At 42.3% G+C, this 17,759-nt stretch carries 18 protein-coding genes; 14 read left to right on the forward strand and 4 right to left on the reverse strand.

All coding sequences use genetic code 11. The features are described from left to right. Positions 1 to 112: 112 nt before the first annotated feature. The 9 genes from MHI25_RS03950 (at position 113) to MHI25_RS03990 (ending at position 9,084) form a co-directional block, all read left to right on the forward strand. A complete protein-coding gene (locus tag MHI25_RS03950; protein WP_340395008.1) occupies positions 113 to 1,471 on the forward strand; it encodes an LLM class flavin-dependent oxidoreductase in 1,359 nt (452 codons plus the stop codon). Further along, on the forward strand, positions 1,471 to 2,004 hold the full coding sequence (gene ssuE, locus MHI25_RS03955; protein WP_312148557.1) for an NADPH-dependent FMN reductase: 534 nt from the start codon (positions 1,471 to 1,473) through the stop codon (positions 2,002 to 2,004). Before MHI25_RS03950 ends, ssuE begins: the two co-directional genes overlap by 1 nt. 282 nt (positions 2,005 to 2,286) lie before the next feature. Then, positions 2,287 to 2,865 (forward strand): sigma-70 family RNA polymerase sigma factor, encoded by a 579-nt coding sequence (locus MHI25_RS03960; protein WP_081383426.1) that lies wholly within the window; start codon positions 2,287 to 2,289, stop codon positions 2,863 to 2,865. Further along, complete coding sequence (locus tag MHI25_RS03965) at positions 2,858 to 3,715, forward strand: hypothetical protein (RefSeq protein WP_340395009.1); 858 nt, start codon at positions 2,858 to 2,860, stop codon at positions 3,713 to 3,715. Before MHI25_RS03960 ends, MHI25_RS03965 begins: the two co-directional genes overlap by 8 nt. Positions 3,716 to 3,927: 212 nt before the next feature. Further along, positions 3,928 to 5,040 carry a helix-turn-helix domain-containing protein gene (locus MHI25_RS03970; protein ID WP_340395010.1) on the forward strand — a complete coding sequence of 371 codons (1,113 nt, stop codon included), beginning with the start codon at positions 3,928 to 3,930 and terminating at the stop codon, positions 5,038 to 5,040. Positions 5,041 to 5,152: 112 nt separating this feature from the next. Then, positions 5,153 to 6,169 carry an ABC transporter substrate-binding protein gene (locus tag MHI25_RS03975; RefSeq protein WP_340395011.1) on the forward strand — a complete coding sequence of 339 codons (1,017 nt, stop codon included), beginning with the start codon at positions 5,153 to 5,155 and terminating at the stop codon, positions 6,167 to 6,169. After that, the gene (locus tag MHI25_RS03980; RefSeq protein WP_340393331.1) at positions 6,166 to 6,987 is read left to right on the forward strand and encodes an alpha/beta hydrolase-fold protein; all 822 of its coding nucleotides are present in this window, start codon (positions 6,166 to 6,168) and stop codon (positions 6,985 to 6,987) included. The genes MHI25_RS03975 and MHI25_RS03980 overlap by 4 nt, the downstream gene beginning before the upstream one ends. 70 nt (positions 6,988 to 7,057) lie before the next feature. Beyond that, positions 7,058 to 8,098, forward strand: a complete 1,041-nt coding sequence (locus MHI25_RS03985; protein WP_340395012.1) for an iron ABC transporter permease — start codon at positions 7,058 to 7,060, stop codon at positions 8,096 to 8,098. After that, positions 8,098 to 9,084 carry an iron ABC transporter permease gene (locus MHI25_RS03990; RefSeq protein WP_162164281.1) on the forward strand — a complete coding sequence of 329 codons (987 nt, stop codon included), beginning with the start codon at positions 8,098 to 8,100 and terminating at the stop codon, positions 9,082 to 9,084. Before MHI25_RS03985 ends, MHI25_RS03990 begins: the two co-directional genes overlap by 1 nt. Before the next feature lie 79 nt (positions 9,085 to 9,163). Here MHI25_RS03990 and MHI25_RS03995 read toward each other — a convergent pair whose 3' ends face one another. After that, a complete protein-coding gene (locus MHI25_RS03995; RefSeq protein ID WP_076128531.1) occupies positions 9,164 to 9,703 on the reverse strand; it encodes a helix-turn-helix transcriptional regulator in 540 nt (179 codons plus the stop codon). 46 nt (positions 9,704 to 9,749) lie between these two features. Further along, the gene (locus MHI25_RS04000) at positions 9,750 to 10,937 is read right to left on the reverse strand and encodes an ABC transporter permease (RefSeq protein WP_076219489.1); all 1,188 of its coding nucleotides are present in this window, start codon (positions 10,935 to 10,937) and stop codon (positions 9,750 to 9,752) included. 169 nt (positions 10,938 to 11,106) lie between these two features. Here MHI25_RS04000 and MHI25_RS04005 point away from each other — a divergent pair, with 169 nt between their 5' ends. After that, positions 11,107 to 12,231 carry an FAD-binding oxidoreductase gene (locus MHI25_RS04005; protein WP_340395013.1) on the forward strand — a complete coding sequence of 375 codons (1,125 nt, stop codon included), beginning with the start codon at positions 11,107 to 11,109 and terminating at the stop codon, positions 12,229 to 12,231. A gap of 151 nt (positions 12,232 to 12,382) precedes the next feature. Here the strand turns inward: MHI25_RS04005 and MHI25_RS04010 are convergent, their stop codons facing one another. Beyond that, positions 12,383 to 12,835 (reverse strand): Lrp/AsnC family transcriptional regulator, encoded by a 453-nt coding sequence (locus MHI25_RS04010; protein ID WP_076128537.1) that lies wholly within the window; start codon positions 12,833 to 12,835, stop codon positions 12,383 to 12,385. Positions 12,836 to 13,084: 249 nt separating this feature from the next. On the opposite strand from MHI25_RS04010, the gene MHI25_RS04015 reads away from it, so the two are divergent. Together MHI25_RS04015 and MHI25_RS04020 are read left to right on the forward strand one after the other, a co-directional pair. After that, positions 13,085 to 14,617 (forward strand): MFS transporter, encoded by a 1,533-nt coding sequence (locus MHI25_RS04015; RefSeq protein ID WP_076128539.1) that lies wholly within the window; start codon positions 13,085 to 13,087, stop codon positions 14,615 to 14,617. Between the two features lie 202 nt (positions 14,618 to 14,819). Beyond that, complete coding sequence (locus tag MHI25_RS04020) at positions 14,820 to 15,986, forward strand: DUF4317 domain-containing protein (RefSeq protein WP_076185135.1); 1,167 nt, start codon at positions 14,820 to 14,822, stop codon at positions 15,984 to 15,986. Between the two features lie 73 nt (positions 15,987 to 16,059). Here MHI25_RS04020 and MHI25_RS04025 read toward each other — a convergent pair whose 3' ends face one another. Continuing rightward, a complete protein-coding gene (locus tag MHI25_RS04025; protein ID WP_340395014.1) occupies positions 16,060 to 16,593 on the reverse strand; it encodes an NAD(P)H-dependent oxidoreductase in 534 nt (177 codons plus the stop codon). Between the two features lie 191 nt (positions 16,594 to 16,784). Between MHI25_RS04025 and MHI25_RS04030 the strand changes: the two genes are divergently transcribed. Both MHI25_RS04030 and MHI25_RS04035 read left to right on the forward strand, forming a co-directional pair. Continuing rightward, positions 16,785 to 17,150: a helix-turn-helix domain-containing protein gene (locus MHI25_RS04030; protein ID WP_076128545.1), complete on the forward strand. Its 366-nt coding sequence runs from the start codon at positions 16,785 to 16,787 to the stop codon at positions 17,148 to 17,150. Next, complete coding sequence (locus MHI25_RS04035; RefSeq protein WP_076185132.1) at positions 17,132 to 17,701, forward strand: hypothetical protein; 570 nt, start codon at positions 17,132 to 17,134, stop codon at positions 17,699 to 17,701. The genes MHI25_RS04030 and MHI25_RS04035 overlap by 19 nt, the downstream gene beginning before the upstream one ends. Positions 17,702 to 17,759 lie beyond the last annotated feature (58 nt).

Raw genomic sequence — 17,759 nt, forward strand, 5'->3', positions numbered from 1 at the left:
AATCTAATAAGGGAGAGTGGCAGAGGGGAAGTTTGGAACTGTAGGAGCGTGAGCGCCCGCCTTTGTGTACGGATTTCCTTAATAGAAAATCAAACAATAGGGAGTGGTTAACATGACAAAAAAACAAATGAAATTAGGGGCATTCATTAATCTACCCGGTCATCATGTAGCAAGCTGGCGTCATCCTTCTTCAGGGGCAAGTCGGGCATTTGATTTGGAGTATTTAACGGAGATTGCACAAACGGCTGAGCGCGGCAAGTTCGATATGATATTTTTTGCAGATGTATTAGGTCAAAAGCTGTCCGGAAATGCACAATCATCATTAAAGCTAGATCCCGTTATTATTATCTCAGCACTTGCAGCAGTGACTAAGCATATCGGGCTAACGGCGACCTTGACTACTACCTATAACGATCCATACCATGTAGCGCGTAAATTCGCAGCGATTGATCATTTGTCCAATGGGCGTGCCGCCTGGAATGTAGTAACATCAGCCAATGAGGGTGAAGCTCTCCTGTTTGGTAAAGATAAACATTTGCAGCATGCGTCCCGCTATGAACGTGCTGAGGAATTTGTGGAGGTTGTCAAACAACTCTGGTTGTCTATTGAGTCTGAGGCGCTGGTCATCGACAAGGAGCAAGGTCGGTATTTAGATGTAGAAAAGGTACATCCTGTTGATCATCAGGGAGCTTGGTTTAAGGTACAGGGTTCACTGGATTCATCAACCACACCACAAGGGCATCCCGTGATTGTTCAGGCCGGATCGTCTGAATCTGGAAAAGAGTTAGCCGCGAAGACCGCAGAGGTTATTTTTACAGCATGGCAGACGCTTGAAGAAGCGCAAACCTTTTATCGTGATGTGAAAGGGCGGTTGGCTAAATATGGACGTAAACCGGAGGACTTGAAGATCATGCCGGGTGTGTTTATTACTGTAGCGAAAACAGAGGAAGAAGCTTTGTTGAAGCAGCAGCAATTAAACAGCTATATTTTACCTGAAGTAGGATTATCGTATTTGTCGTCTTTCACTAACATTGATCTGTCAGGGTATGATGTCGAAGAACCACTTCCGGAATTCAGTTCAATTGAAGATGACACCAATCCGCGGATCCGCTACAACATTATTCGTGATATCGCCAAACGTGAGAATCTGCAATCTATTCGTGCAATCTATGAGCGTATCGCTGGAGCACGCGGACACCGGGAAATCGTTGGAACCCCTGAACAAATCGTAGATCAATTAGAAGAATGGTTCTTAAACGATGGTGCAGATGGATTTAATGTGATGCCTCCCCATTTCCCGGAGGGCTTTAACGATATTGTTGAATTAGTGATTCCTGAATTACAGCGTAGAGGCTTATTCCGTACTGAATATGAGAGTTATACGCTTCGAGGAAATTTAGGGCTATCTGTACCTGTTGTAACAACACTTGAAAAAGCACTAACCGGTGCGAGTACAGGAGGGAATGTGTAATGAGTAAAGTAGTCATTATTAATGGAGGAAATACTAGAAAATCTCGATTAACAGCTATTCATCAGCAGGTTGAAAGATTTCTAACGCAAGAGGGGATTTGGCATCATTCGATCTATGTACATGAGTTACCAGCGGACGATTTGCTTACGGCCAATTTCGCCAGTGAGGCGATTCTGCGGGCCAATGCGCTAGTGGAAGAAGCGGATATTGTCGCCGTATTAACGCCTATCTATAAAGCCTCCTATACGGGAATCTTGAAGACCTATTTAGATCTCCTTCCGCAAAAAGCGCTGGTTGGTAAGCGAATTGTACCTATTGCTATTGGGGGTTCGTTAGGCCATCTTCTAGCGATTGAATATGCATTAAAACCCGTCTTATCTGTACTGGGTGCTACTGAGATTTTAAATACGGTTTATTTCTTGGATCGGCAAATTGAACGCTTAGAAGCTGATGGGTATCGTATTGATGAGGAAGCGGAGCAGCGGCTAACCGTGGAATTACTAAAGCTTGCACCTGCAAAAATAACTAATTAGATTAGGGAGAACAGGAAGTTAGGGGTTAACATTAACGCAGCCTTTCGGGGTTGCGTTTTTTGTGTTGTGATTGTTAATCTCATGAACCAACGTTGAAAAAGGTCCCCAGTCTCCATTTGGTGAACTATAAGTTGTATGATGGTTTCTTGCCATCCCACGATTATATCAAAAGATTTGTTAATGGTTTAGGCGTTTCTCCGTATTAACATATGTAAGTTTCTTCACAACAAATTGCGCAATTTGTTTAGCTTTTCGATGAAGGTGAGTGGAAGGAGGGTGGAGATGGAGGTTATCCAGGGTAAAGTGGAGCGTTACATGAATACCGAAAGATCACGTGAAGCTATCATGTCCAAAGAGGAATTTACCCGGATGTATGATACGTACTACCAACGTGTTTACAAATATATCTGTTATCGGATTAATAACCACCACGCGGCAGAGGACATATGCAGTCAGGTGTTTGAGACGGTGATGTGTAAGTATTATAGTTTTTCACAAGAAAAATCGAATTTTGAGGTGTGGCTGTTTGCCATTGTAAGAAATGCTGTGACGGACTACTTTCGGGCGCAGAAGAAAAGAAGCTATACCTCACTGGATTCGTTGCTGGAACTTATATTTCCCAAGCCGTCTCCTGAGGAGCTGGCGATCCGTGAGGATAATAATCAGGCACTGTTCAAGGCGCTCTCCAAGCTGCGTGAGAAGGAGCGGAATATCATTGCAATGAAATATGGGGCTGGGCTGAAAAATTCCGAAATTGCACAGATCATGGGAGTTAGTGAGTCCAATATCGGTGTCGTAGTATATAGAAGCTTGAAAAAACTGCATATTTCCTTAAAGGCAGGAGGGTTCAAAAATGAATAAGAAAGATGATCTCACCAAATTCAGCAAAACCATAGAACTGCTTGAGAATGCCGAACAGGGCAGCACTACCGCCAAAGAAAGAATCTATAACCGCTTGATATACAAATTGGACCATGGGGCTCTTAGCCCCCAATCAGAGATAAAGGACGGGATAACGATGAAAAAAAGCAGCTGGAGAAATGCAATAGTGATTGGCAGTGCAGTAATTTGTCTGGGTGGAGCATTCTCTGCAACCTCCTATGCACAGGATATGTTCCAATCGATCATGGCAAAGTTTGAAGTGGGAAATCTAGAAATCACGCAATACGATAAGGAAATCCCTTCGGCTGCACAGTCAATGACTCCATCTGAAGATGCCCAAGGTGGGGAGAATGCGGTCATTGAATTGCCGGTTGCAGCTAAGTTGAGCCTAGATGAAGCACGTGCAGCACTTGGCATGAACTTCCCGGCACCCGATTGGATGGGAGACTATGAGTTTGTGAATTGTGTTCTTCAGGGGACCAGCATGGTTGAAGTGCAGTATAATTCCGGTGAGAATGCTGTGAATTTTCTAATCTCCAAGGGCGGGGACAATGGGATCAGCACTACGGAAGAAGTGAAGACAGAAGTAATTAACGGGACTAAGGTTTATTATGCAAATGGAATTGTGATTTGGGAAGAGGATGGCTATACAGTAGAGTTGTATTCCCAAGTAGACTTTGACCAAGCTACACTAGGGAAAATCATTGATAGCTTTAACATTGGTGCTCCTGTTCAGCCTTTAGAGCAAGGTCAAGTGAAGGAGAACTCGCAAAAGAATGGCGCAGCAGTTGCAGCTCCGGCTCCGGCTCCGGCTGTAGATTCAAAATAAAAGACTTACTCTGGGCAGCAGCAACCTATAGTTACACACAGAAGACGCGAGGGGATTAGTCCCCTGAGCGTCTTCTTTTTGAGCACACTTTTATAGAACGTTCCCCAACCATTGCCACCCCCCAAAAACAAAAGTATAATTGATAATGATTATCAATTAATGAATGAATAAAGAGTTAAGTGCATTTATATAAGCAGTAAAGAGGTGACAGCATGCAAAAACAATCGCAAAAGACGGATTTAAGCGAGGTTAGAAAATATATAGAAGAGAATTTCACGAAGCACTTGTCTTTAGCACATTTAGCTAATCTTTCTGGACTTAGTTCCAGTTATTTTTCCTCGGCGTTTAAACAGGAATATATACAAAGTCCAATGGAGTTTGTTACCCAGCTGCGGATTCAAAAGGCTAAACAATTATTGCAAAAGGAAGACGTTCGCTTGAAGTTTATAGCAGAAGCGGTTGGATATAGTGATGAGTTTTATTTTAGCCGAGTGTTCAAAAAGGTTGAAGGGATCTCGCCAACGATGTATTCCAGCCAGCAAAAATCTCATATCGGTGTTGTAACTGGGAACATGATGGGGTATTTACATGCGGCAGGAGTCATTCCGTTTGCTGCACCCTTAAGTGCAAAGTGGACACCGTACTACTATAATTTGTGGGCGCAAGAAATCGAGCATAAGGTAACCTTGACACAAAACAAAAATTATTGCAGCCCCAATGAGCTATTGCATTTGCCAATTGATCTTCTTATTTCTCCCAAAGATTTGTCGTCAGAGCTGGTAAAACGGATAGAGGATCATTTTCCAATCTATTGGCTGGATGATAAGCAAGATTGTTTAGTAGCCTTAACTGAACTTGCTGCCCGACTAAATAAACAAGAAGAAGCGAAACAGTGGATCACACAGTATAGGGCAAGATTGGAAGACGTTCGGCGCAGGTTAGACTGGACCTCTACACCACCTAAAGTTCTAGTTATACGTATCTATCAGCAGCAAATCTTTGCTTATTGTAATACAGGCATTCAGCATCTTTTATTTCAGGATTTGGGAGCGGAATCTAGTTATGAGCAGCCCGGTCTATATAATACTGAGATTACTTTTGATGAATTAGGTAAATTGAAGGTAGATAAGCTGTTTACGATTATCTGCCCCGATGATGAGTCACGAGCAACATGGCATCATTTGCAGAGAGAGGTTGGGTTCAGACAGTTAGAGGCTATTAAGCAGCAACAAATCTATGTTATTCACTCCGATCCTTGGTTTGAATATTCGCCTGTAGCTTTAAAGCGGATGCTAGAGGAAGTTGCAGTAATGATGATACCTTGAAAATGTACATGTCTAATCATAAGATGTTACATGGTCAATGCGTCCTATCTCTTATACACTCAATACTGAGAATGATTATTATTGAGAATATAGGAAAGAGGGAAGGTCTATCATGAAGGGGTTTAATACAAAAACAATAAGTTATGTTGTAATGGTTGGTTTATTATCCATTCTACTAACAGCTTGCGGCGGCAATAATACAGCTAATCAGCAAGCAACAGATACTCCAGTAACAACCAGTGAAACGAGTGCAACTGCAACGGATGAACCCGCTTTACAAGAACCGGAAGTAGCGGCTAGAGATGCGTTTGTAGTAACAGACCAAGTAGGCAATACAGTAAACATTCCGGGGACTGTACAAAAGGTGTATGCCCCTGGTCTAGAGGATTACTTAGTTACCCTTGGTGTAACCCCAGTAGCCCAATGGTCCACGGGTGAAAGACCGCAGCAGTATCTACAGGATACGTTAAGTGGTGTAAAAGAAATCAGCTTCGCTAATGGTGTTCCCTCTCCAGAATCTGTAGTAGATTTGGAGCCGGAATTAATTATATTCCCCACTGCTTTTTATGCACAAAATGGTGTTTATGAAAACTACTCGCAAATTGCTCCAACTTACGTGTTTAAGAATGCACTCGGCAATGTAGTGGAGGCCACAGAAACGATTGCAAAATTGCTAGGTTTAGAGGATAAAGCAACAGAAGCTATTGCTGCTTACGATACAAAGCTAGAAGCAACTAAAGCACAGTTAGCCAGCGTTTCTGCGGGTAAAAAAGCAATTTATATTAATGCGAATGCCCGTGCAATCTTTTTAGTGGGTAACTTCCATTACGGGGGTTATGTGCTGAGTGAGCTAGGCTTTGCTCAAAGTGCTCTTGTAGAAGGTGAAATGTCTGCTGATATTTCGCTGGAAATGTTGTCTGATTTAGACGCTGATTATATCTTTATTAACGATAATGATGGTCTGGGAGATGCTTTCCTGGCAGACATTAAAGCTAGTCCTTTATGGAAGGCGCTGCCTGCAGTTCAAGCAGGTAAAGTGTTCGAGGTGGATGGCGATCACTGGAGATCCAGTGGATTAATTGCTTATCAAAAAACGATGGACGATATTGTAGCGTTCCTGCTGCCATGATTATCAAACCGTACGTAAAACCAAACTATGAAACGATGTTGATCACGAGTAAAGCTAATCATAAGGACTATGAAATCTTTATTGCAAAACCGTTGGATGAGTCTGCAAAAGATGGCTACGGCGTCATTTATGTTCTTGACGGCAATGGGCTTTTTGAAACCGCTGCTGAAATCACCCGATTGCTGACGCGTAAGCCTAAAGGCTATCCACCCGCGATTGTTGTTGGCATTGGTTATCCTGGAGGTGAGGCGTTTGATACCGTGCGTCGAACCTATGATTTAACCATGCCAGCCGAGCTCGCGAATTTACCGAAACGTCCCAACGGGGAGCCTTGGCCTGAATTTGGCGGGGCAGATGAGCTGCTAGCTTTTTTTGAAAAAGAGTTAATGCCAGCCATTGCCCAGCGGTTCGTTATCAATAAGCAGAAGCAAGCATTGTTTGGTCATTCCTTTGGCGGATTATTTGTTCTGCATGCTTTGTTTACACAACCCACCTTGTTCTCACATTATATTGCAAGCAGTGCTTCCATCTGGTGGAATGATTACGCACTTTTAAAGGAGTATGAGAATTTTAAAGCTGATTTACACAGCAATACGCTAAGTCAGTTACCTAAAACGCTTATGATTGCCGGTGGGGAAGAGCTGGATTATATGGTCAAGGATAGCTTGGATTTATGTAACAGCATGATGGCCTTACACCTTCCAAGCTTTGAAGTAAGCTGGGCATTGCTTGAGCAAGAGGAGCATGTGAGCGTAATCTCGGGTGCGATTAGTCGGGCCGTCAAATTTTTGCTTACCACATCCTCTGACTTAAGTTAGATAGAAATCATATTCGTTTGCATCTGAGCTGGCCCTTGGCTGGCTCTTTTTGTAAAGTGAAGGGAAAGGGTTGGAAACATTGGCCGCAAATGTTCAGAAATCATCACTAGCAGGAGAAAAAAAGTTCTCCTTTTTATTATTGCTAATCCTCATGCTCCTCCTATTAATAGGCGTATTAGTGCTTGCTCTGGCCCTTGGCGCGAAAAAAATACCCTTCGCAGATGTATTCATGTCGATCATCGCTTTTGATGATAAGGCGTCTACTCATCAGGTGATCCAGTCGATTCGTTTACCCCGGGTACTTGCCGCTATGGCAACAGGCGCTGGATTTGCAGTAAGTGGAGCGATTATTCAAGGGATTAGTCGCAATCCTTTAGCCGATTCGGGGATTCTTGGATTAAATGCTGGGGCAGGGGTCACGTTAGTTATTGCTATGGTTTTCCTGCCGACGATTTCATTCACAGGTACACTTTGGCTCTGTATTCTAGGTGCGGGATTGGGAGCGGGTTTAGTCTTTAGTGTTGGTTTATTAAGTAAACGAGGCATGACGCCTATTCGGCTTGTATTGGCGGGTGCTGCCATCTCTGCTATGCTAACTGCCCTAAGTGAAGGAATAAGTATCTTTTTTTCAGTGGCTCAGCAGGTGGCTTTTTGGTATGGAGGAGGTTTAAGTGGCATTAGCATGGCCCATCTACAGCAAATGTTGCCGTGGATGCTTCTTGCGCTATTACTTGCCATCGTAATTTCAAAGTCGATTACTATACTTTCTGTAGGGGATGAGACAGCGGAAGGGTTAGGCGTTAATATAAAACTTATCAAAAATCTTTCGCTTTTAGCCGCATTTATGTTAGCTGGGATTTCATGTGCTTTAGCCGGATCTGTAAGCTTTGTGGGCTTAATTGCTCCGCATTTGGTACGTTACATAGTGGGTGTGGATTATCGTTATATTATTCCATTATCCGCAATTCTGGGAGCCATCCTTGTTGTGCTTGCTGATTTAGTGGCACGTATCGTAAATGCCCCTTATGAAATCCCTGTAGGTGCTGTAATTGCGGTTATTGGTGTTCCGTTCTTTCTATATTTGGCACGTAAAGAAAGGCGGGAACTATAGTGAAGCTAAGATGGAAATTTATAATTATAGCAATCATTTTACTGCTAGGCTTTATATATAGTGTATCTACTGGTCAAAGCAGCTTAAGCTTACAAGAGTTATGGCAAACCGTATTGGGAAATGGAACACCGAGGCAGGAGCTTGTACTTTTTCAGTTCCGTATTCCACGTATGATCTTGGGTTTTCTAGTAGGTGGCGCGTTGGCAATAGCAGGAATGCTGCTGCAAGCTATAAGCCGAAATGCTTTGGCCGACCCGGGCATACTGGGGATAAATGCTGGTGCTGGATTATCCATGATGTTATTTTTACTCTTACAAAATAGCTCAACCGGCTTACATACTTATGTTCAGCCACTGTATGCTTTATTGGGCGGATTTATCGTTGTCGCTCTATTATTTATGCTTTCCTATGATCGCAATCAAGGCATTATTCCCATTCGATTAATTTATACTGGTATTGCTGTTGCGGCTGCGATTAGTGCATTTATGATTGTGTTAACCTTCGTACTAGATCCTTCGCAATATCAGATGATTAAGGTGTGGCTGGCAGGGAACATAGGGAATAGTAATTGGAGTCACGTGTATGCTATGCTGCCTTGGTTACTTCTTATTGTGCCTTTATTAATTCGGAATCATCTTATATTGGATGTACTAAGGCTTAACGATCCTGTAGTCATTAGTTTAGGGGTATCTCTAAATAAGTATCGTGTTTGGTTTTTAGTGTGTAGTGTCTTATTGGCAGCACCAGCGGTTGCTGTCAGTGGGAGCATTGGATTTGTAGGACTAGTAGTTCCACATTTAGTTAGACGACTCTTTCGTGGCCATAAAATAATGATTCCCGCGTGTTTATTAATCGGTGGCGGATTAGTTGTTATTGCAGATGCGCTTGGTAAAATGGTAGTAGCCAATACTGAAATACCAGCAGGAGTAATCGTGGCTTTAATCGGTGCTCCATACTTTTTATATTTATTGATTAAAAGTGAATAACTGAAAAAAGCTATTGTTGATTGGTGCTGGAAATAAAAAAAGAATGCCTTGATTATGCTATAATCCAAGGCATTCTTTTTTATATCGTTTTCGTTTTCAGCTTTTCTAAAAGAACTTTCCACCAGTGTATAGATTGCTCAAGTTGAGAAGCGTAGTAGCTTTCCATGAAATCTACACTTTCACGAGTGGAGCTATCTACATCTATTTGCTGGTAGATTTGATTTAATTGATCTTTTTTTATAAGTGACTGTTCAATTTTCTTCTCGATAATTGGGATCACTTTATCAGTCTCTACAAAACGAAGATTCACAAGAGCGACAATCATATCTGAAATAGATTCTGCATCTTCTATTACCTTATAAATTTTGAGCGGGAGCTGCTTGCGCCCTTTATCGGTAATGGAAAACACCTGTTTGTCTGGACGATGTTCTTCTTTGATAATCTCTACCTGTTCAACTAAGCCCTGTTTCGTAAGAGATTCAAAGTGATAATATAGTTTGCTTTCAGATAGATTGAGCAATTTATCAAAAGGAATAGGGGTGGATAGTTCTTTTTTTAATTTATAAGGATAATTATTTTCATCCATTAACTTACTTAAGATATAAATTTGAATTGACATCACAGAACCCACTCCTAATTGTTGGCTAAACTCTATCTTACCAAACCTAGGCGGTTATTTCAGCTGTATTTTTAACTTCAACGGGCAGTATAGTTTCTTTAGTCACAGGTACAGGTTTATGAACAAACCGGACGATTACAATGTTAATCATCATAGCCCCGGCAAATACGCCTGCTAATCCCCATAAGAAGGGTGCTGGACTAATAGAACCAAACATTTGTGCCAAATAAGCTTGCACAGAATAATACATCGGGGTGATGCGGCCGAACCAATCGTATGGTGTATACATCATATCACGAGGCATGGTAGCACCATTGGCGATGGTTTGCATGAGCAGGATTGGAATATTTAAGACCATACCGCCTTCGCCAACTAGGAAGACCATAATCGCACACACGTTGAATGCAGCCATATACATTAGAATTTGTTGAGCAGCAACTGGTAACAGTAAGGATAGGTCTACATCTGCAACAGAGAAGGCAATGGTTAAAGCAACGACTGTTGATAATACAGCGATTAATAAAGCTGTGAATTGAACGAACATAAACAGTTTTGTCTTGCTTGCTTTCCCGCGGTTCGCTTTAAAAGAAGCAACTAATTGCATGGAGGCAATCATTGCCCCAACATAACCAGCCATAGTTAAGAACATAGGTAACATGTTGTTGTGCATGCCGTCCGGAACATCATTGATGACAACATAATTCCCGACATAGCTATTTTCAATTTGTGTAGCCATTGCGGTGGCTTGTTCTTCTGGTACGTTAAAGTTCATTAACACACCTTTTGCGGTTTGCTCTGAGAAGTTCGCGCTTAATTGTTTGTTAATTTCTCCTACCACGGAAGACATGGCTGAAGATACCATGGTGGCAGAAGCTTCGTTGACTGTGAAATCAATACTTGCGGATACCTTACCGCTTTGAACGTTGGCTGAAAATTCTTCTGGAATATGGACAACTAGAGCTAACTTATTATGTTCTAATTCATCCATCGCTTTTTTATTCGATACATTGGTTTTTATCGTTTTGAATGGTAAGCTCTCCGAGAACTGACTCGAAATCTGAGCCCCATATTGACCTGCATCATCATTGACAATAGCAATTTTTAAATCATCCATGTTCCCTGGAAGTGCTGTATACCCTGGTAAGAAAATACCAAGCATCGCAATGGCATAGAACACACCCATAAAAATAGAACCAATGGCCCCTTTGGACTTCAAAAACTGTGAAAACTTCAACTGTATTCCTTCTTTCTTCTGAATAACACTTTTATTTTAGTACTCCAATTAAAGTACTTTTAACTGAGTGATATTTATAGTACGATAATTCATTATAAATGTCAAATTTAAGATACAATGGGTAAGTAGTGAATGATTAAAAAAATGAATAACTGAAGGGACTTCGAATATGAACAAGGTTATTGTAATTGGTGCAGGCATATTAGGGGCTTCAGCAGCTTATCAGCTAAGTAAGTTAGGTGCTGAGGTCATCATTATAGATCGTAAGGATGTTGGACAAGCAACGGATGCAGCAGCAGGGATTATTTGTCCATGGTTGTCTCAACGCAGAAACAAAGCATGGTATCGTCTTGCTAAAGCGGGAGCAAGCTTTTATCCGGCACTTATTCAAGAGTTGGAAGAGGCTGGAGAAACCGAGACTGGATACGCAAAAGTTGGAGCGATATGTATCCATGAGGATTTGAAGAAGTTACTCGCGATGAAAGAAAGAGCGGAGCTGCGCAGAGAGGACGCCCCTGAAATAGGGGAACTTACGATGCTGACGGATCTTGAAGCGCAAGAGAAGTTTCCCTTATTGTCGGAAGGCTATCATGCGCTTCATGTATCCGGTGCAGCAAGAGTGAACGGACGTGAATTACGTGATGCTTTGCTAAGGGCTGCTCAGCGTAATGGTGCGCAAATGATTGAGGGAGATGCTATTTTAGAACATAATGAACATGAAATTAAAGGGGTTAGTGTAGGAGAACAGACATTCACAGCGGATGAAGTGATTGTGTGCGCAGGGGCTTGGTCTAACGCTTTGCTTCATCCGCTTGGGATCATGCTTCAGGTGCGTTATCAAAAAGCTCAAATTATGCATTTGAAGCTTGCTCAACAAGCGAGTACAGAGCAATGGCCTGTGGTAATGCCGCCTACAGATCAATATATACTCGCATTTGCGGATCAAAATATCGTGGTAGGTGCTACTCACGAAAATGATGTCGTAGGTTATGATACTGCTGTAACCGCAGGAGGGATGCAAGAAATATTAAATAAAGGTCTGCAAACGGCTTCCGGTCTTGCGGATTGTAGCCTAAATGAGATAAGAGTAGGGTTCCGTCCTTTTACAGCAGATTTTCTTCCCGTGTTGGGCAGGGTTCAAGGATGGAATAAACTAATTGTTGCTAATGGACTAGGATCATCCGGATTAACGATGGGACCCTTTCTTGGTGAACAGCTAGCCAAGCTGGCCATGAATCAACAGGTAGATATTCAGCTTGAAGACTATACATTAGAGCATGCGATAAATGAGTAGTAAAAAAGGAGGTCAGCGATTCGAGCCACCATACGTATTCCTTAAAACGACAGAGATGTCGTTTTTTTTAACTAAACATTTATTCCTGCTTATTGTAAGACGCTCTTAATAAAGCTACTTCTCTGTAAACTCGTTGTCCTTCTGCTTGGCATTAGTCAACTTTAGATGCCTCTTCGAGAGAATGAATGAGAAATCTATGATCTATCGGTGAAGACATAACAATCAGGATCGTATAGGTTCCATACTTATCACATTGATTGCCAAACTCTTCAAGAGCATGTGTAGATTCGGTCACTACTTTTAATAAATAGCTGTGTTCTCCACTTATACGGTGGCACTCGGCAACTTGGGGAGAGGCATGGACAAAGTCAAGAAATGCCAGGCAGTCTCTAGTCCGAAACAACATATAGGCTGCCGTATTTTTCCCGATTTTTTCAGGGGAGATGATGGTGCGATATTCCTCAATGATTCCTTTCTCTTCCATTCTTCTAACTCGTTCCGTAACCGCAGGTTGAGACAGACCTACGGATTTCCCCAGTTCTGTCATTGAAATCCTCGCTTGATTTTGAAGATAGAAGAGAATTTGTTTGTCTACATGATCCACTTTGGATGGCCTCCTTTATATTTAAGGTAATTCATTAAAACTCCTTTAATTACTTTGTTAAATCATCATAATTGATTGATTATAATATGTAAAATGAATAATTTACATTATATAATATGACTCTCACCAAAATGATGATCTACACTTGGAAAGTTAGAGAGGATGGCTACCATTGAGAAAATTTGATTTAAATAAAGTAGGTACAGAAGATTTACAGGCACGTATTGATGAGTCTGGAGGAAACTCCCAATGAGACTCTCCCACTCCCGCAAAAATATAATCACATTAGCTGCTATATGTTTGTCCGCATTGATGTTTGGCCTCGAAATTTCCAGTGTGCCTGTGATACTGCCTACCCTGGAAAAGGTACTGCACGGTAGCCTCAAGGATATGCAATGGATTATGAACGCCTACACCATTGCCTGTGCGACAGTTCTGATGGCTGTTGGAACGCTGGCTGACCGGTATGGAAGGAGGCGTATTTTTATTATCAGCCTTATCTTGTTCGGTATTACATCTTTGATTTGTGGCTTGGCGCAAAGCACATCGGTTCTGATCGCCAGCCGGTTCCTTCAAGGCGTGGGTGCTGGCGCGATGCAGATTTGCCAGATAGCCATTCTTTCACATCGGTTTCAGAAAGGAGAAGAACGCAGCAAAGCCTTTAGCACATGGGGGATCGTGTTTGGTATCGGTCTCGGTTTTGGACCTATCATTGGCGGTATGATCGTGGCTGTATTGAACTGGCATTGGGTTTTTCTGGTCCATGTCCCGCTGACCCTTTTTACTTTGATCCTTGTCTTCAGCGGCGTGGAGGAGTCCAGCGATCCACAGGCAAAAAAGCTGGACATTATCGGCATCGTCACGCTTTCGTTGACGGTTTTTGGCCTGGTCTATTTTATCACACAAGGGTCGGAACTTGGTTTTAGAGGTACAGCATCCCTCAGCATCCTTGTTGCAGTGGCAATAAGTTTCATAGTATTTCTATTTGCGGAGAAGCACAGTGCTCATCCAATGTTCGACTTTTCCGTATTCAAGATACGTAATTTTTCTGGTGCTCTCCTCGGCTCCGTCGGGATGAATTTCAGTTTTTGGCCATTCATGATCTATCTTCCAATTTATTTCCAGAGCGGGCTTGATTACGACATCGTAAGTGCCGGGTTGTCTGTTCTGGCTTATGCACTGCCCACCCTGGTAATTCCGCCTCTGGCAGAGCGATTTTCGCTCCGCTACCAACCGCGCATAGTTATCCCATTGGGTCTATTCGTTATCGGCTTGGGCTTCATTTTGATGAAGTATGGCAGCAGCGGTGATCACGCCAGCTGGTTGACTATGCTCCCCGGCTCTCTGTTGGCTGGTATTGGGCTGGGATTAACCAACACGCCTGTCACCAACACGACTACCGGCTCGGTACCTAGTACTCGTGCAGGTATGGCTTCCGGCATAGACATGAGTGCCAGATTAATCAGTCTAGCCATCAACATTGCCGTAATGGGCTTCATTTTACAGGAAGGCATCTTTTCTTATTTGAAGAAAGCTTTTCCTGAGACTGTCGATGTTTTACAATTGCGATCTTTGGCCGAAAAAACAGCGGCCGGAAACACTTCGTCTCTCAATCAGGGTTTTCCAGAACTATCCTCACTGGATGCATCTGGAGCTATCGTCCATGCCTCGCTTGTACACGGCTTTGGTTTGGTGATGCTCTATGGCGGTATTGGTGTCTGGGTGTTGGCCGCGATCAGTTTTATAATTTTTGGACCCAAGAGAGCATTGTTGCAAAAGTAGAGAGTGAAGACTATCGCGCCCACAAGCGATTCGTGAGTCTCAACTGATTAAGCCGCCTAGTATTATCACGTAAAGTCGTTGTATTATTGCTTTGGAACAAAACTGAAATGAAGTAACGTTAAAAACCCCTTCTAGCGAAGCTTTTTTTTATCCTTTATACTGAAAAGACCAATTAATCTTCCTAGGAGTTGTCTAACGAATCATGATAAAGAAAGAAGTCGCGCATATACGCAAGCAATTTAAGCTGGATCACGATTTAATGAGTATTTACGATATTCTCAACGTGTATATTATGAAGGAAAGCAACGAAATCTATCATTGGGAGCGCCAGCCATTTGGAATGGTGGACAGAGAGAAGCAGGAGCTGTATATGGGCAATTTCAAAAAACTCCTGACCGGTGAACTGGATCAGAAATTGTTCGAGTTGAAGTTTCAAGCGGAAGCGGAGGAGCCAGCGCAGGTGATGCTTCATCAAGCTTTGGTGACAGGGGATCCAGATGAATGGCAGGACCTGATGCTACTGTTGGTGGACAGAATGATGGCGGATACTCATTATGAACGGGATACGGTGATCACTTTCGTTCGAGGACAGTATTTCCGCCCGACTAAAGATAGAAACGATGAAGCCGAGGAAAGTGAGAAAAACGAATTATTCGCGCATCCTTTTATCCTATGCAGCGTGAATTCCACGGAGAAACAACGGAAGGCTCTCTTGTTTGATTACGTGGAGCGGGAGTTCAAGTACAATGTCATTGTAGATCCGATCGTCAAGTTAAGCACACCGGAGCAAGGTTTCTTTTACCCAAGTGTGACGGACAATTATTCCGATGTGAACCGTATTCTGTATTGTACGGGGAAATCGAACTTTCCAGATCCGCATTTTGTCGGAGAGGTCTTGAATGCCGAAAGATCCATGACAGCACTGGAAGAGAGAGCTATATTCGAAGACATCGTGAAGGAAGTGGCGGGCGAACAGCTTGATGCAACCACTCTCGCACAGGTGTACGAGGAGATCCATCAGGTCATCGAAACCAACGACGATAAGGAAGAACCTCCAAAGCTCGATTATAGAGACCTGGAACGTGTACTAACGGTAAGTGGCGTTGAGAACGTGACAATGGAAAAAGTGGAACGGGCGTTTGAAACGATCGTTGACGATAAGCATTATGAGATGAAGGCGAGCAGCGTAATGCCGAAATTCACTACCAAATCGATTAAGATCGATACAAAGGTAGCTACGATTTCGGTCAGCCCGCAGGATTTAAAATATGTGAAGCAAGTGAATTATCATGGGAGACGCTGCATTTTGATTGAGGTTGACGAAGATGCCGTGATCGAAGGCTTCACCCTTACTACAGAGAATCTTTAGACTGCTTCAACAATGCTATGGGCTATCCTTAAAGTCTTTGAACAAGACTAAGGATAGCCCAATTTGTTTTGTATCAAATACGGTGATTAAAGATATATTCGATATATTCTTTTGCGCTAGTATTAATTTCTTCATCGCTGGCTTGAAATGAAGCTCCAAAAACAGCAAAGTACGGTAGGGCTTCTGCGCCTACATGTTTGGCACTGGCTTTAAAGGGTGCGATCACTTGGTCTACGGTAAAAGAAACAGAGCCCGCTGGCTGATAATTTTCTTTTTTATCACCGATGGATAGGGCCAGCCCTAACTTTTTCCCGTTAAGCTTGTTCCCGTTTGATCCATAAGCCCATCCGTAAGCCAACACATCGTCAAACCATTTTTTCAATAGCGGCGGATAACTGTACCAATACAACGGGAATTGAAAGATCACATGGTCATAAGCTTCCATTAGATTCTGCTCTCTAGAAACATTAATATTCCAGTCAGGATACTCTTTATAAATCTCATGAAGGGTAATATCGTTGGGATATAACAGCAGTTCTTCTTTCCAGCGCTGGTTGACCCTCGAATTCTCAAGGTTCGGATGCGCCAAAATCACTAGTGTTTTCATGATGAATCTCCATTCTCAGGCCTATATTATTTATGAATATTATTATTATCTTGCAGGTTGTAAAAAAAGAAAATACACACAATAAAGTAAGATGGTTACTTCGAGGTGTGTACTGGACTCCGAAAAAAATATATGCAACAATGAAGTTTTGAGTAAGCTTAATTTGATCAGCATGAACGAGGTGTTATTCTATGAAACAATATCATTTAGGGATAGAGGCAACACTAGAAATCATCGGCGGAAAGTGGAAAGCTTTGATCATTTGCTTTTTGATGTCCGGTGCCAAAAGAACAAGTGAATTACAGCGTAATATTCAGGGCATCTCACAAAAGGTTCTGATCCAGCAGCTTCGTGAACTTGAGAGGGATGGGCTTGTCAAAAGATTCGTGTACCAGCAGATGCCGCCAAAAGTTGAATACAGCCTCACGGAATATGGCGTTACAGCCAATAAGATCGTGGATGTTATGTGTTCTTGGGGAAAAGAAAATATAAAAATAAGACAAAGACGAGGAGAAGAGATCGTCTTGTTGGAGGATACATGTCCTGGAGCAAATTAAAGCAACAACTGGAGAGTTTTCTATGTCCTGCGTTATCCGGCAAGGTTGAATATCGCGCAAGCAGCTACCGTTATTTACCTGATAAATCAGGGAGCTGTTATATTTCGGTAGATAAAAAGAACGTACTCAATATGAATGATAGAACTAACTCAATCAGATGGTATCAGACGGAGCAGGAGATTAAGAATGATTCAGAACTCCAAATTCCAATCCACCCTGAAGACATTGAAGCTGTTAGAAAAGATAGTAAAGGGAACATCCCGGAGGATCGTCTAATAGTCATTGCAAGAAGCAGAAAGATATCAGAAGTTGCAAAGGAGCTTTTGTCAGCACAGACGTCATTAAGTAAATCGAATTTTATCGTTATAGCTAATAAGTTTTTATCTACTTCTATAGAGGAAAGCATAGAGAGCGATGATATCTTATTGAATATTCTGGCTTTAGTGGACAGACGGGTTGGGAAAAAGCGGATTTTAAACATGAGCGAGAAGATGCAGTTAAAGCATCCGATTGTGCAATATTTTTATGAACTACGGCGTAGTACATTGTGAATATAACTAAACTCTCCCTTGCTCAATGGCACCTGCTTCATCCATTATAAATAGGTAA

It is taken from the genome of Paenibacillus sp. FSL E2-0177 (assembly GCF_037992975.1).
Classification (GTDB): Bacteria; Bacillota; Bacilli; order Paenibacillales; family Paenibacillaceae; genus Paenibacillus_AQ; species Paenibacillus_AQ odorifer.

Excerpts from the sequence above, each read along its gene's own strand:
- MHI25_RS03950 (WP_340395008.1), top strand. The coding sequence starts at position 113 with ATGACAAAAAAACAAATGAAATTAGGGGCATTCATTAATCTACCCGGT.
- ssuE (WP_312148557.1), top strand. The coding sequence starts at position 1,471 with ATGAGTAAAGTAGTCATTATTAATGGAGGAAATACTAGAAAATCTCGA.
- MHI25_RS03960 (WP_081383426.1), top strand. The coding sequence starts at position 2,287 with ATGGAGGTTATCCAGGGTAAAGTGGAGCGTTACATGAATACCGAAAGA.
- MHI25_RS03965 (WP_340395009.1), top strand. The coding sequence starts at position 2,858 with ATGAATAAGAAAGATGATCTCACCAAATTCAGCAAAACCATAGAACTG.
- MHI25_RS03970 (WP_340395010.1), top strand. The coding sequence starts at position 3,928 with ATGCAAAAACAATCGCAAAAGACGGATTTAAGCGAGGTTAGAAAATAT.
- MHI25_RS03975 (WP_340395011.1), top strand. The coding sequence starts at position 5,153 with ATGAAGGGGTTTAATACAAAAACAATAAGTTATGTTGTAATGGTTGGT.
- MHI25_RS03980 (WP_340393331.1), top strand. The coding sequence starts at position 6,166 with ATGATTATCAAACCGTACGTAAAACCAAACTATGAAACGATGTTGATC.
- MHI25_RS03995 (WP_076128531.1), bottom strand. The coding sequence starts at position 9,703 with ATGTCAATTCAAATTTATATCTTAAGTAAGTTAATGGATGAAAATAAT.
- MHI25_RS04005 (WP_340395013.1), top strand. The coding sequence starts at position 11,107 with ATGAACAAGGTTATTGTAATTGGTGCAGGCATATTAGGGGCTTCAGCA.
- MHI25_RS04015 (WP_076128539.1), top strand. The coding sequence starts at position 13,085 with ATGAGACTCTCCCACTCCCGCAAAAATATAATCACATTAGCTGCTATA.
- MHI25_RS04020 (WP_076185135.1), top strand. The coding sequence starts at position 14,820 with ATGATAAAGAAAGAAGTCGCGCATATACGCAAGCAATTTAAGCTGGAT.
- MHI25_RS04025 (WP_340395014.1), bottom strand. The coding sequence starts at position 16,593 with ATGAAAACACTAGTGATTTTGGCGCATCCGAACCTTGAGAATTCGAGG.
- MHI25_RS04030 (WP_076128545.1), top strand. The coding sequence starts at position 16,785 with ATGAAACAATATCATTTAGGGATAGAGGCAACACTAGAAATCATCGGC.
- MHI25_RS04035 (WP_076185132.1), top strand. The coding sequence starts at position 17,132 with ATGTCCTGGAGCAAATTAAAGCAACAACTGGAGAGTTTTCTATGTCCT.